Raw genomic sequence first — 13,061 nt, forward strand, 5'->3', positions numbered from 1 at the left:
GCTTCCGCTCATTCGTCTCAGAGTGAGAGCATTAAATTTGTGTGGGGATAGGCCATGTCGACGACCCTGAGCAACAAACCAGCCAAACTTGTCGTCCGCTGCTTTGGCGTATCAGTCGACGGCTACGGCGCGGGCACAAATCAGGACCTCGATAACCCGATGGGTGTCGGCGGCATGACACTGCATGAGTGGGTGTTTCCGACACGAACCTTTCAGAAAATGCTGTTCGGCAAGGACGGCGGCACGACTGGACCTGATGACGACTTCGCCGCGCGTGGCTTCGACAATATCGGCGCATGGATACTCGGCCGAAACATGTTCGGCCCTGTACGCGGGCCGTGGCCGGACGATAGCTGGAAAGGATGGTGGGGAGATGAGCCGCCCTATCACTGCGATGTCTTTGTGCTGACGCATCATGCGCGCGCACCGATCGAAATGAGGGGCGGCACTGTGTTCCACTTCGTGACTGACGGCATCGAGTCAGCGTTACAGCGGGCCCGGCAGTCGGCGGGAGGCAATGACATTCGGCTCGGGGGCGGCGTGGCGACGATCAGGGAGTATCTGAATGCGCGCCTGGTCGATGAACTGCATCTTGCTATCGCGCCGGCCTTGCTCGGATCGGGTGAGAGCCTCTTTGCGAACATTGACATGGTGCGTCTGGGTTACAAGCGCTCCGAACATGTCGCGACCGCCAAAGCGACCCACATAGTGTTCACGAAAGACGCTTGAACCGGAAGGTTAGTATTCCACCCGCACCAGATAAAGCCCCTCAGGCGGCGCGACGACGCCGCACGCCGTGCGATCACGCGCATCAAGGGCGGCCGCGAGATCGTCAGCACTCCAGCGGCCCTCGCCAACCCAGACCAGGGAACCCACCATCGAACGCACCTGGCTGTGCAGGAACGAACGCGCCGAGGTGAAGATATCGACCTCGTCGCCGCTTCTCACGACATCGAGTTGATCCAGCGTCCGCACCGGCGATTTCGCCTGACATTCAGTGTCGCGAAAGGTCGAGAAATCATGCCTGCCGACCAGACGCTGCGCAGCCGCATGCATCGCATCGGTGTCGAGCGGCCGCGGCAACCTCCAGACACGGCCGATGTCGAGCGCAAGATTGGCGCGCGTATTCCGGATCCGGTAGCGGTAGTGGCGCTTCTTGGCGGAAAACCGCGCCTCGAAATCGTCACCCACGATATCCGCCGAGAGCACGCCGATCGGATGCGGCCGCAAATGCGCGTTCAGCCCGTCGCGGAAGCGGCCCGGCACGAAATGTTTTGCAATGTCGCAATGCGCCACCTGTCCCAGCGCATGTACGCCGGCATCGGTGCGTCCGGCGCCATGCACGCGCACTCGTTCGCCGCAGATCGCCTTCACCGCAGCTTCCAGCGCGCCCTGCACCGAGGGGCCATTCTCCTGAATCTGCCAGCCACTAAAGGGCGTGCCGTCATATTCGATCGTGAGCTTGTAGCGGGGCATTGGATCAAATCATGCGAGTCGGTTGAAAGCAGCAGGGTAGGCAATCGCGCCTGCAGGTGGCGCATCGTCGGCGAGAACAAGCGCCTGAAAGTGCGATCCGGCATAGACACAGTCAAACGCCGCAGCGGCCGGTACCGAATAGCCGAAGCGGCCATAATAAGCGGGATCGCCGAGTACGAAAACGATGGACTCGCCGGCACCACGAAGCTGCTCATGGCCAGCCTCGACCAGCGACGCTCCAATGCCACGCCGCCGACAATCCGCCGCGACCGCGAGTGGAGCAAGGCTGACACCCGGCAAGCGCTGTCCGTCGAGGGCGGTCCACAAGCGCGAGAAGCCGACATGGCCGACGACGCGCCCATCATCTTCGGCCACAATCGACAGCAGCAGTTCGCCGTCGCGGCGGAGATGCTCGACCAGATCGGCTTCCTGCTCGCCGGCAAAGGCCGCGCATAGGATGCCGCGAATTGGGACGGCATCGCCCGGCACTGCGGCGCGAATAATCACTTAAATCGTGTCCCGGGCTTAATCTGCGTGCCACGCAAAAACTCGTCCGCCTTCATCGGCTGCTTGCCGGCGCGCTGCAATTCGATGATGCGAATCGCGCCCTGCGCACAGGCAATCGTGAGACGGTCGTCGAGCACGACGCCCGGCTCGCCGGAACCTGAGGCGATTTCACAACGCAAAATTTTGACCCGCTGGGCCGCCCCTTCGAGCGGCATCTCGCACCACGCGCCCGGGAATGGTGACAGGCCATGGATGTGGCGCAGTACTTCGCTGGCCGGTTTGTTCCAGTCGATATGCGCTTCCGCCTTGTCGATCTTGGCCGCGTAAGTCACACCCTCGCTGCGTTGCGGCGCCAGTTGCAGCGTCCCGCGCTCAAGTGCGCCCATCGCACGCGCCATCAAGTCGCCGCCGAGCGGCGCCAGCGCATCGTGCAGATCAGACGCTGTCATCGCGTCCGTGATCGCAAGCCGCTCGGCCATCGCGACGTCACCGGTATCGAGGCCGACATCCATCTTCATCACCATCACGCCGGTCTCGGCATCGCCAGCCATGATGGCGCGATTGATCGGCGCAGCACCGCGCCAGCGCGGCAACAGCGAGGCGTGAAGATTGAAGCAGCCAAGCTTCGGCGCATCGAGAATCGCTTGCGGCAGGATCATGCCGTACGCAACGACCACCGCAGCGTCCGCGCGATGCGCGCGAAACTCTTCCAGTGCGCCCGGGGTCTTCAGCGTCGATGGCGTGAACACGGGAATGCCGAGCCGCCGCGCCTCCTGCTCGACCGGCGTTTGTTGCAGCTTCATGCCGCGTCCGGCAGGCTTCGCCGCGCGCGTATAGACGGCCGCGATCTCATGGCCATGGGCCACAAGCTCAAGCAGCGTCGGCACCGCGAAGTCCGGCGTTCCCATGAAAATCAAACGGAGGGGCATCGGCCCTAATCCTCGGCGCGCTTGGCGGCCTTGGTGAACTTCTTCAGCACGCGGTCGCGCTTGAGCTTCGACAGGTAATCCACGAACAAGACGCCGTTGAGATGATCGATCTCGTGCTGGATGCAGGTCGCGTAAAGGCCTTCGGCGTCTTCCTCGTGCACCTTGCCGTCAAGATCGGTGAAGCGCAGGCGCACTTTCGCCGGCCGCTCGACCTCCTCGTAATATTCGGGGATCGACAGACACCCTTCCTCGTAGATCGAGGTCTCTTCCGACGACGAAATGATTTCAGGGTTGATAAAGACCCGCGGCTGCGGATTGACCTCGCCCTCTTCGTTTTTCTTCGCGAGGTCCATCGTGATCAGCCGCAGCGGCTGCGCGACCTGGATCGCCGCAAGCCCGATGCCCGGTGCGTCGTACATGGTCTCGAACATGTCGTCGGCCAGTTTGCGGATCTCGGGCGTGACCTTTTCGATCGGCTTCGAGACCAGACGCAGCTGTTTGTCGGGAAGGATGATGATTTCGCGGAGTGCCATGGCGGGCGATTTAAGGGGATGGGTTCATGGGGTCAATGCGTGCAAACGCGCGTTTACCCGCTCTTAACCATGTTTGTTGAGGAAGCATTAACCATAAAAATTTACCTGGCATTTACCATAAATGTTCCCTCTTCGTTCGCATTCAAGACCGAATCGGTTATCAAGGACGGCATGAAAGAGACACTTTTCATGATCGGCACCACGCCGGTCCACACCGGCGAAGCGCTGATCGGCTTTGGCGCGGCTGCCCTCCTTTTGCTGTTCGCCATCGCCATCGCGGTGGCGCGATCGGGGCGCCGCGGACTGGAACTGGCGCAGGCGCAAGCCCAGCGCGCCGATGAGCTCGAGGAGCGCCTTGGCGACGTCCTGCGCGCGCAAAGCGAGGCCACCGGCCGGGTCGATGCGATGGGACAGGCGCTCGCCGGACGACAGGCTGAAATGGCCCGCACGGTCTCTGAGCGACTGGATTCGGTGACCCACCGCGTCGGCCAATCCATGGAGCAGACCACGCGCCACACCATGGATAGCTTGCGCGTGCTGCATGAGCGGCTCGGCATCATCGACAACGCGCACAAGAATCTCACCGACCTGACGTCGCAGGTGACGACGCTGCGCGACGTGCTCGCCAACAAGCAGTCGCGCGGCGCCTTTGGCCAGGCGCGGATGGAAGCGATCGTCCAGGACGGCATGCCGAAGGGCGCTTACGAATTCCAGCACACGCTTTCGACCGGCAAGCGGCCGGATTGCGTGGTGTTTTTGCCGGACCAGCGGCCGCTTTGTATCGATGCGAAGTTTCCTCTTGAAGCGATCACGGCGCTGCACGATGCGCGCAGCGATGAAGAAAAGAAGATCGCGACCCAGCGCCTGCGCAACGACGTGATGAAGCATGTCAGCGATATTGCGGAGAAATACCTGATCGCGGGCGAGACGCAGGACACCGCGCTGATGTTCGTGCCGTCAGAATCGGTCTATGCCGAAATCCACGATCGCTTCGACGACGTGATCCAGAAGGCCTATCGCGCCCGTGTCGTGCTGGTGTCGCCATCGCTCTTGATGCTTGCGATCCAGGTGATGCAGCAGATCCTGAAAGACGCGCGGATGCGCGACGCCGCCGACCAGATCCGCACCGAGGTTCTCAACCTCGGCGACGATCTCACCCGGCTGCGCGACCGCGTGTTGAAGCTGCAAAAGCACTTTACCGACGTCAACGAGGACGTCCGGCAAATCCTGATCTCCGCCGACAAGATCGAAAAGCGCGCCGGACGGATCGAGGAACTCGACTTCAGCAAGGACGCAGCCCCCGAGCCGCCGCGCCTCGTCAAATCAGGCACGCCCGAGCTGTTCCCGCTGCCGCGCAAGCTGCAGGCGGGGGAGTAGAGGCAGGAGCGCCAGAATCTGCTAACACCGCGGCATGAACGCCCCCGAAGCCGCATTACAAGCACCCTCATCGTCGAAAAAAGCCGCGCCCTCCTGGCGCGATGGTCTTGCCGTCTATCTGCAGCCGCGCGTGCTGATCGTCCTGTTCCTCGGTTTTTCGTCCGGCCTGCCGCTGGCACTGTCGGGATCGACGCTACTGATCTGGATGCGCGAATCCGGCGTGGATCTCGGCACCATCGGGCTGTTTGCGCTGGTTGGCACGCCCTACACGCTCAAGTTCCTCTGGGCGCCACTGGTCGATGCCCTGCACGTGCCGTTCTTCACACGCATCTTCGGCCGCCGCCGCGGCTGGTTACTTGCTTCGCAACTGCTCTTGATCGCATCGATCGTGCTGCTGGCACTCGCCGATCCCGCGCGCTCGGCCGCCTTTGTGGCGTTTGCGGCGCTGCTGGTGGCAACAATGTCATCGACGCAGGACATCGTGGTCGATGCCTTTCGCGTCGAGAGCCTGCCCGAAAGCGAACAGGCCGCCGGCATGGCCGCCTATGTCGCGGCCTACCGGATCGGCATGCTGGTTTCGACCGCGGGTGCGCTGTTTCTCGTCAGCGCCTATGAGGGCAGCGGCATCGCGCGCACATCCGCCTGGATGTGGGGCTATGTGACCATGGCGGCGCTGGTGCTGATCGGTACCGCCACGGCGCTCTTCGCCACCGAACCGGAGCCATCCGTTCGCGCGGACGCTGCGACCAGCAGCGAGACCGCGTTCTCGCGCGTCGTCCATGCGGCAGCGGGGGCATTCTCCGAATTCCTCCTGCGCAAGGACGCACTCGCAGCGCTCGCATTCGTGGTCCTGTTCAAATTCACCGACGCCTTCTCGGGCTCGATGACCGCGCCGTTTGTGATTGATCTTGGTTTTTCCCGCAACGACTATGCCGCGATCGTCAAGGGCTTCGGGCTCGCCGCCACGCTGATCGGCGGGTTCGCCGGCGGCTTCGTGGCACGGCGCTACTCGCTCGCGGCAAGCCTGTGGATCGGCGGCGTACTGCAGGCCGTTGCCAATCTGTCGTTCTCGTGGCTAGCGCTGGCTGGCGTCAACCATTGGGCGCTGGTGCTGGCGATCACGGCGGAAAATTTCACCAGCGCCATCGGCACCGTGATCTTCGTCGCCTATCTCTCGGCGCTGTGCCGCAACCCGCTGCACACCGCGACCCAATATGCGCTGCTTACCGCGCTTGCGGCCGTAGGCCGCACCTATCTTTCATCGGGCGCGGGCTACGTCGCGAAAGCCACGGGATGGCCGCTCTTCTTTATGATTTGCGTCGTTGTCGCGGTGCCGAGCTTGTTGCTGCTGGTTTACCTGCAACGACGCGGTCATTTTGCGGCGCTGGGCCCGGTCAGAGTTTAACGCTTCACCACGCTCCATTTGGTGACGATGGCTTCGCTCATCTGGCCGGCGTCCTGGGCGCAGGAAACCTCATCGACTTTCAGCGAGATGTCCTTGCCGACAAAAGCCTTTAATTTTGCGACGTCGGCGTCGCTGCTCGTGACTATCTGGAATGTCTCGGGCCCGGTCTCGAGATTGCAAAGCCCGCTCGGCGGCGGCAACTTGTGCGGCTCGCTGGTGAGCTGATAGGTCGCTGCGCGCTTGTCCTTCTTGGTGCCATGCGAGCGCAAGGCATTCAGCTGCCCGGACAGAATGTCGCCGGCCTTGAGCAGGGTACCAGGCTTGTTGTCGTTCGCGGGCGGAAGGTCGGCCTGCTGGGCTCGTGCGGTCGGCATCGCCAATGTTGCCATCATGATCGTGGCCAAAGCCAGCCGTCTGCCGAATCCCTTTTTCGTCATTTCAATGGTTTCCGTCTTGTTGGCTAGAACAAGGTCCGCTGCCGCATCGCTGCCGACAGGGTGCCTTCGTCGAGATAGTCGAGTTCGCCGCCGACCGGCACGCCATGGGCGAGCCGCGTGACCCTGACATTGGCGTCCTGCAGGAGGTCGGTGATGTAGTGCGCGGTGGTCTGGCCATCGACCGTCGCATTCAGCGCCAGGATGATTTCGCTCACCTGCGGCTCATGCGCGCGCTTGACCAGCGCGTCGATCGTCAGGTCCTGCGGACCGACGCCATCGAGCGGCGACAGCGTCGCGCCAAGCACGTGATAGAGGCCGCTCGAGGCATTCGCCCGCTCCAGCGCCCAGAGATCGGCAACGTCGGCGACCACCACGATGATCGACTGATCTCGCCTTGCATCGGTGCACACGGTGCAGGGATTTTGGGTGTCGATGTTGCCGCAGGTCTTGCAGACCTGGATCTTGTCGATCGCAACCTGCAGCGCAGACGACAACGGCGTCATCAGCGCCTCACGTTTCTTGATCAGATGCAGCGCGGCACGCCGCGCCGAGCGCGGGCCCAGGCCAGGCAACCGCGCGAGCAGCTGGATCAGGCGTTCGATTTCAGGTCCGGCAACCGCAGTGGCCATGGGTCAGTCAGTATCCATCTAGCCGACTAGCCGAGACCCAGTCCGGGCGGCAGGCCGAGCCCCCCGGTCAGCGCCTGCATCTTTTCCTGCATGGCGAGTTCCGCCTTGCGCCGCGCGTCGCCGCAGGCCGTCACAAGCAGGTCCTCGAGGATTTCGCGCTCCTCTGGCTTGATCAGGGACGGATCGATCCTGACGCCCTTGACCTCCATCTTCGCGGTCATCCGCACGCTGACCAGGCCACCGCCGGAAATGCCCTCGACCTCGACCTGGCCGAGTTCTTCCTGCATCGCCTGCATCTTCGATTGCAGCTGCGCCGCCTGCTTCATCATGCCGAGAAAATCAGCCATCGACGTTTCCTCTTTAAAATCGTTACGCGTCGTCCACGTCGTCGCCGTCGCTGCTGTCGGCGAGATCATCCCCATCAGCATGGGATTCCGGCGGCTCGGCGGCAAGCCTGCGCACCTCGACAACTTTCGCGCCTGGGAATCGTGCCAGCACTTCCCTCACGCGGGGATCGGATTCGGCGGCGCGCTCGCGTACGCTTTGGGCGGCTGCGTTCTGCGCCTTCAGCGTCGGCTGCCCGGCCTCGTTGGACACGATCACGGTCCAGCGCCGGCCCGTCCATTGCTCCAGCTTGCGGGAGAGATCGTTGATCAGCGTACGCTGGGCGTTGCGTTCCAGCGCCACCTCCAGCCGTCCGTCCTCGATGCGAACCAGCCGGACGTCCGCTTCCAGTGCAGCCTTGGTCAGCAAATCGCGCTTTTCGCCGGCAAGCGCCACAAGCTCGGGAAACGTCCCGATCCGGCGCGCCGGCACGCTCTGGGGCTCGGGCGCTGGCGCTGCCATTTGCGGACGCATCGACGGCTCGGCACTGGCGCGCGGCGCCGCACCGGATCGAACCGGCGAAGCTGAGATTGCCGAGGCCGGCGCGGCCGGGGTCGCGCGTGGCGCGACATTCGATGTCGCTGCCGGCGAAGCCCCGCCGCCCTGCTCGATCATCCGGATCGCCTCGTCCGGCGTCGGCATATCTGCGACATAGGCGATGCGCACCAGAACCATTTCCGCGGCCGCCGCGGGCCGCGTTGCGTCGCGCACCTCGGCAATGCCCTTGAGCAGCATCTGCCACATCCGCGACAGCACCCGCATCGAAATCTTGGCGGCGAATTCGCGCGCGCGTTGCCGCTCGGTCTCGCCGAAGGCGACATTGTCGGCGGTCGCCGGCACGATCTTGACGCGGGTGACGAAGTTGACGAACTCGGCGAGGTCCGACAGTACCACGACCGGATCGGCGCCGGTGTCGTATTGCTCGCGGAATTCCTTGAACGCGCTGGCAATGTCGCCGCGAACGAGGCTGTCAAAGAGATCGATCACCCGCGTGCGGTCGGCAAGCCCGAGCATTTGCCGCACGGCATCCGCGCGCACCGGCCCTGCCGCATGCGCGATCGCCTGATCGAGCAAGGACAGCGAATCGCGCACCGAACCCTCCGCCGCGCGCGCAATGATGCCGAGCGCCTCCGCTTCGGCTTCGACGCCTTCCTTTTTTGCGATAGTGGCAAGATGCGTCATCAGCACGTCCGCCTCCACCCGGCGCAGGTCGAAGCGCTGACAGCGCGACAGCACCGTGACCGGGACTTTGCGGATTTCGGTGGTGGCGAATACGAACTTGGCGTGTTCCGGCGGCTCTTCCAGCGTTTTCAGGAACGCGTTGAACGCCGCGGTCGAGAGCATGTGGACTTCGTCGATGATGTAGACCTTGTAGCGCGCACTGGCCGGCGCATAGCGCACGCTGTCGTTGATCTGGCGGACATCGTCGACGCCGGTGTGGGAGGCGGCGTCCATTTCCAGCACGTCCATGTGCCGGCTTTCCATGATCGCCTGACAGTGTACCCCTAACTTCGGCATGTGGATGGTCGGCCCTTTCACCGACCCATCCGGCAGTTCGTAATTCAACGCCCGCGCCAGAATGCGCGCGGTGGTGGTTTTGCCGACGCCGCGAACCCCGGTCAGGATCCAGGCCTGTGGAATACGTCCGGTCTCGAATGCGTTCGAGACGGTGCGCACCACCGCCTCCTGGCCGATCAAATCCTCGAAACCGGCGGGACGGTATTTCCGGGCCAGCACGCGATAAGGCTTGCCGGCCTCCGTGGAGCCGAGACCAAGTCCGCCATTGTCGGAATCGTGAGGGTTCAAGGGCGTGCCAGCATCATTCATCGGAGGATCCGCAATTGACGATCTCACGGAGCTGGCTTTTGCGGAACAGCTACCTCGGCGGAATCGATCGCAGAACCTTGCGCCATTCGCCGAAAAAACAGGTAGGAGACTGACGAGCGACCCGATCCGGACCTCGTTAGGGCTGCTTCCTTCCGGACCTGACCCGGTTGGCGAGTGGCTCGTCCACCGCCAATCTCCCACCGCCTATTTGGGGCCAAACGGCTGGGAAAGCAAGCGGGGGCGAGGGGTTTGCCAGACTTGTACAGAATCAGGGATAAGGCATTAGTTGCAGGGTGTTAGTGGAGTGGGATTTGACGTTCGCTTGGGCATGACGAGGAAAGGCCCATGACCCCTGAGGAAACTGGCTGGTCGCTGCATCCGCGGCTCAAGGAAGACACCATCGACATCGGCGACCTGCCGCTGTCCCGCGTGCTCGTCATCAAGGATGCCCACTATCCCTGGCTGCTGCTGGTGCCGCGCCGGCGGGACATCGTGGAAATCATCGATCTTACCGAGGTCGAGCAGGCGCAACTGATGACCGAGATGTCCCGCGTCGCACGCGCATTGAAAGACATTACCAAATGCGAGAAGCTGAATATCGCAGCGCTCGGCAACATGGTTCCACAACTCCACGTGCACATTATCGCGCGACGCTCCAGCGACGCCGCCTGGCCGCGGCCGGTCTGGGGCGTGGTGCCGCCGCTGGCGCATGACGCGGAGGAGGTTCAGCGCTTCATCAGCGCGCTCCGTCGCAAGATCTGGCTGGGTTAGACACATGAACGCTTTTGAATCATTTCCATTGGGGCAGCCGGGCTTCATTTCGAACATCCTCGATCGCGCTGCGCATTTGCGCGCCGACGAGGCGAAACTGCTTTCGATGGAGAGTCACCCTGAGGCGCGCGCCTATGTGGTCTACCGCGACTCCCTCGTGGTGAGACGCGAAGCGACCGGCACCCGCGCGCTGCTGAGCCTGGAAGAAGCCCTGAAATTCGGCGCCAATCCCGGCACCATCTTCCTTGGCCTTCGTGAAGGCGCGCCGGTGTTCGGCATGGGCATTTCACCCGCCGCGGTCGAGCAGTTGCTCACGCGCGATGACGCCGCCGTGAGCGAATTGCGCGGCATGGCCATGCAGGGCGCCGTCCCGCCCGATCAGTTGTCAGCCGTCGCCATGGCGAAGTCGCTGGTGAATTGGCATCAGCGCCACGGCTTTTGCGCCAATTGCGGCACTCGCACGGCGCTGCGCGAAGGCGGCTGGAAGCGTGATTGCCCGAACTGCAAGACCGAACATTTTCCCCGCACCGATCCGGTCGTCATCATGCTGGTGACCTCGGGCGACAAGGTCTTGCTCGGCCGCCAGAAGCACTTCCTGCCCGGGATGTATTCATGCCTTGCCGGTTTCGTCGAAGCAGCCGAGACGATTGAAGACGCGGTCCGGCGCGAGATCTTCGAGGAATCCGGAATCCGCTGCACCGACGTGCAGTACTATATGACGCAGCCTTGGCCCTATCCCTCCTCTCTGATGGTCGGCTGCACGGCGCGCGCGCTCAACGAGGACATCGTCGTCGACCACACGGAGCTGGAAGATGCGCGCTGGTTCGACCGCGCGGAAGCAACCCTGATGATCAGGCGGGAGCATCCGCAAGGGTTAGCAGGACCCCATCCGTTTGCGATTGCCCATCATTTGGTCGGACGGTGGGTGCAGGATGGCGCCGCATAGGCGATGGTCGGAACCAGTCCGCGACCGCCTTCGTTAGGCTGCGATTGCCTGCAAACTTCGGAAATCGTGCTCTCACCACCGGAACCCGCATGACCGACACCGCCTCGACCCCGACGCCCAGGGCGAAACGCCCCCCGCGCATCCTTTGCATCGGCATGCCGGTACGCGACCTGACCTTTCGGGTGCACGGGCTGCCGGCGCGCGGCTCCAAGGAAAACGCGACGCATTTCGATGAAATCTGCGGTGGCAACGCGCTGAACGGTGCGATCGGGATCGTGCGCCTTGGTGGCCGCGCCTCGATCTGCGGACCGATGGGCGACGAGAAGGAAACGACGTCGCGATACATTTTCGAGAAGATGGCCGAGGAAGGCATCGAAACCAAACACCTCGTCCACGTGCCGGGGCTGGTGACGCCGATTTCCAACATCATGATCGATCCAAGCGGCGAGCGCACCATCGTCACCTTCCGCGATCCGGAATTGTGGAACGTCCGCCTGCCCGACACCGACGCACTTCTGGACGATTGCGACGCGATCCTGACCGAGAGCCGCTGCGCGACGTTCTGCACCGATCTCTGTGCGGAGGCGACGCGCCGCGGCATTCCGGTGGTGGTCGATGTCGATCGCGCGATGTCGCTGCGGGAGGGCCTGCTCACCGCATCGTCGCATCTGATTTTCTCCAGCGAGCCGTTACAGGAGACGGCCGGCGTCACCGATGACGGCGAAGCACTGAAGAAGATCGCGAAACTGACCCCCTCATTCCTCGCAGGGACCCGCGGCGCGCAAGGAACGATCTGGCTCGACGAGGAGCACAATCTGCAGCAGACCCCGGCCTTCCCGGTGCACACCGTGGATACCTTGGGCGCCGGCGACGTGTTCCACGGCGCCTTTGCGCTGGCGATTACCGAAGGCCAGGACCTGCGGGCGGCCTTGCGATTCGCCTCAGCCGCCGCAGCCCTGAAATGCACCCGGTTCGGCGGGGCCTTCGCCGCCCCGCAACGTGCTGAAGTTGAAGCGCTTTTGAGCGCGAAGCGGCCGGCAGCGTCTTAGGTCTGATGCAACATTGGGCTTGAATTAGAAGAATTTTCTCTATATGAGGGCAAAAGCCTTCGTAATTGGAAGAAAGTTCTTCTGACATGACCGACGTCGCCATTCCGGCCTCGACCGAGCCCAACCGCCGGCTCGATGCCATCGACCGCAAGATCCTCACAGTCCTGCAACAGGACGCCTCGCTCTCGGTCGCCGAGATCGGCGATCGTGTCGGTCTGTCCTCGACCCCGTGCTGGAAGCGAATCCAGCGCCTCGAAGCAGACGGCGTCATCCTGCGCCGGGTGGCGCTGGTCGATCAGAACAAGATCGGACTTGGCATCACCGTATTCGTCTCGGTGGAAAGCGCCGATCATTCCGAGGCCTGGCTGCAAAAGTTCGCTGACGCCGTCTCGGCAATGCCGGAAGTGATGGAATTTTACCGGATGGCAGGCGACGTCGATTACATGCTGCGCGTCGTCACCGCCGACATGCAAAGCTACGACGTGTTCTACAAGAAGCTGATCGGCGCGGTGCCGCTGAAGAACGTGACGTCGCGTTTTGCGATGGAAAAGATCAAGTCTGTGACCGCGCTTCCGGTACCAGCCCTCTGAGGCAACACGGCGGCGCGCGCCCCATCTTGAAGGCACGCTCTTCCAAAAAAGCTCGCACTGCGCTCGCAGTCGGAACGCCGCTTGGCGAAGCGAAGCTTTGCGACAACAACCACTAGTTTTCCGACATCATCATACAACTATTTGGTTTGATTGCCGAATTTCTCGGATCCTTGCGCATTTTTACCGGTAATTAGCTTTGTT

The 13,061-nt window shown here is 62.9% G+C and carries 15 protein-coding genes and 1 other RNA gene; 7 read left to right on the forward strand and 9 right to left on the reverse strand.

Annotated features, from left to right (window positions below; genetic code table 11):
* The first annotated feature begins 54 nt into the window (after positions 1 to 54).
* Positions 55 to 729, forward strand: a complete 675-nt coding sequence (locus VFB05_RS09690) for a dihydrofolate reductase family protein (RefSeq protein ID WP_325011561.1) — start codon at positions 55 to 57, stop codon at positions 727 to 729.
* A gap of 9 nt (positions 730 to 738) precedes the next feature.
* Here VFB05_RS09690 and truA read toward each other — a convergent pair whose 3' ends face one another.
* Genes truA through def form a run of 4 tightly spaced genes read right to left on the reverse strand, consistent with a single transcriptional unit; the run spans position 739 to position 3,445 of the window.
* Positions 739 to 1,476 (reverse strand): tRNA pseudouridine(38-40) synthase TruA, encoded by a 738-nt coding sequence (gene truA / locus VFB05_RS09695; protein ID WP_325011563.1) that lies wholly within the window; start codon positions 1,474 to 1,476, stop codon positions 739 to 741.
* A 9-nt stretch (positions 1,477 to 1,485) separates the two neighbouring features.
* Complete coding sequence (locus tag VFB05_RS09700) at positions 1,486 to 1,983, reverse strand: N-acetyltransferase (RefSeq protein WP_325011565.1); 498 nt, start codon at positions 1,981 to 1,983, stop codon at positions 1,486 to 1,488.
* On the reverse strand, positions 1,980 to 2,912 hold the full coding sequence (fmt, locus tag VFB05_RS09705; protein WP_325011567.1) for a methionyl-tRNA formyltransferase: 933 nt from the start codon (positions 2,910 to 2,912) through the stop codon (positions 1,980 to 1,982). Before fmt ends, VFB05_RS09700 begins: the two co-directional genes overlap by 4 nt.
* Positions 2,913 to 2,917: 5 nt before the next feature.
* Complete coding sequence (gene def, locus VFB05_RS09710) at positions 2,918 to 3,445, reverse strand: peptide deformylase (protein ID WP_325011569.1); 528 nt, start codon at positions 3,443 to 3,445, stop codon at positions 2,918 to 2,920.
* A gap of 171 nt (positions 3,446 to 3,616) precedes the next feature.
* On the opposite strand from def, the gene VFB05_RS09715 reads away from it, so the two are divergent.
* Positions 3,617 to 4,822: a DNA recombination protein RmuC gene (locus tag VFB05_RS09715; RefSeq protein WP_325011571.1), complete on the forward strand. Its 1,206-nt coding sequence runs from the start codon at positions 3,617 to 3,619 to the stop codon at positions 4,820 to 4,822.
* Between the two features lie 34 nt (positions 4,823 to 4,856).
* On the forward strand, positions 4,857 to 6,227 hold the full coding sequence (locus VFB05_RS09720; RefSeq protein ID WP_325011574.1) for an AmpG family muropeptide MFS transporter: 1,371 nt from the start codon (positions 4,857 to 4,859) through the stop codon (positions 6,225 to 6,227).
* Here VFB05_RS09720 and VFB05_RS09725 read toward each other — a convergent pair.
* The 5 genes from VFB05_RS09725 to ffs form a co-directional block, all read right to left on the reverse strand.
* Positions 6,224 to 6,664 (reverse strand): hypothetical protein, encoded by a 441-nt coding sequence (locus tag VFB05_RS09725; RefSeq protein WP_325011576.1) that lies wholly within the window; start codon positions 6,662 to 6,664, stop codon positions 6,224 to 6,226. The two genes, VFB05_RS09720 and VFB05_RS09725, sit on opposite strands and share 4 nt — an antisense overlap.
* Positions 6,665 to 6,687: 23 nt before the next feature.
* Complete coding sequence (recR, locus tag VFB05_RS09730; RefSeq protein ID WP_325011578.1) at positions 6,688 to 7,293, reverse strand: recombination mediator RecR; 606 nt, start codon at positions 7,291 to 7,293, stop codon at positions 6,688 to 6,690.
* 26 nt (positions 7,294 to 7,319) lie between these two features.
* Complete coding sequence (locus VFB05_RS09735) at positions 7,320 to 7,640, reverse strand: YbaB/EbfC family nucleoid-associated protein (protein WP_325011580.1); 321 nt, start codon at positions 7,638 to 7,640, stop codon at positions 7,320 to 7,322.
* A gap of 22 nt (positions 7,641 to 7,662) precedes the next feature.
* A complete protein-coding gene (locus VFB05_RS09740) occupies positions 7,663 to 9,504 on the reverse strand; it encodes a DNA polymerase III subunit gamma/tau (protein ID WP_325011582.1) in 1,842 nt (613 codons plus the stop codon).
* Between the two features lie 101 nt (positions 9,505 to 9,605).
* Positions 9,606 to 9,702: signal recognition particle sRNA small type (ffs, locus tag VFB05_RS09745), an RNA gene on the reverse strand.
* Positions 9,703 to 9,849: 147 nt separating this feature from the next.
* Between ffs and VFB05_RS09750 the strand changes: the two genes are divergently transcribed.
* The 4 genes from VFB05_RS09750 to VFB05_RS09765 all read left to right on the forward strand — a co-directional run bounded on the left by VFB05_RS09750 (position 9,850) and on the right by VFB05_RS09765 (position 12,860).
* Positions 9,850 to 10,275, forward strand: a complete 426-nt coding sequence (locus tag VFB05_RS09750; RefSeq protein WP_325011584.1) for an HIT domain-containing protein — start codon at positions 9,850 to 9,852, stop codon at positions 10,273 to 10,275.
* Between the two features lie 4 nt (positions 10,276 to 10,279).
* Entirely contained in the window at positions 10,280 to 11,221 is a 942-nt protein-coding gene (gene nudC, locus VFB05_RS09755; protein ID WP_325011586.1) for an NAD(+) diphosphatase, read from the forward strand.
* Between the two features lie 89 nt (positions 11,222 to 11,310).
* Positions 11,311 to 12,270, forward strand: coding sequence for a sugar kinase (locus VFB05_RS09760; protein ID WP_325011588.1), 960 nt, complete (start codon positions 11,311 to 11,313; stop codon positions 12,268 to 12,270).
* 86 nt (positions 12,271 to 12,356) lie between these two features.
* Positions 12,357 to 12,860: an Lrp/AsnC family transcriptional regulator gene (locus VFB05_RS09765; RefSeq protein ID WP_325011590.1), complete on the forward strand. Its 504-nt coding sequence runs from the start codon at positions 12,357 to 12,359 to the stop codon at positions 12,858 to 12,860.
* Positions 12,861 to 13,061: the final 201 nt, after the last annotated feature.

It is taken from the genome of Bradyrhizobium sp. (genome assembly GCF_035652035.1).
Classification (GTDB): domain Bacteria; phylum Pseudomonadota; class Alphaproteobacteria; order Rhizobiales; family Xanthobacteraceae; genus Bradyrhizobium.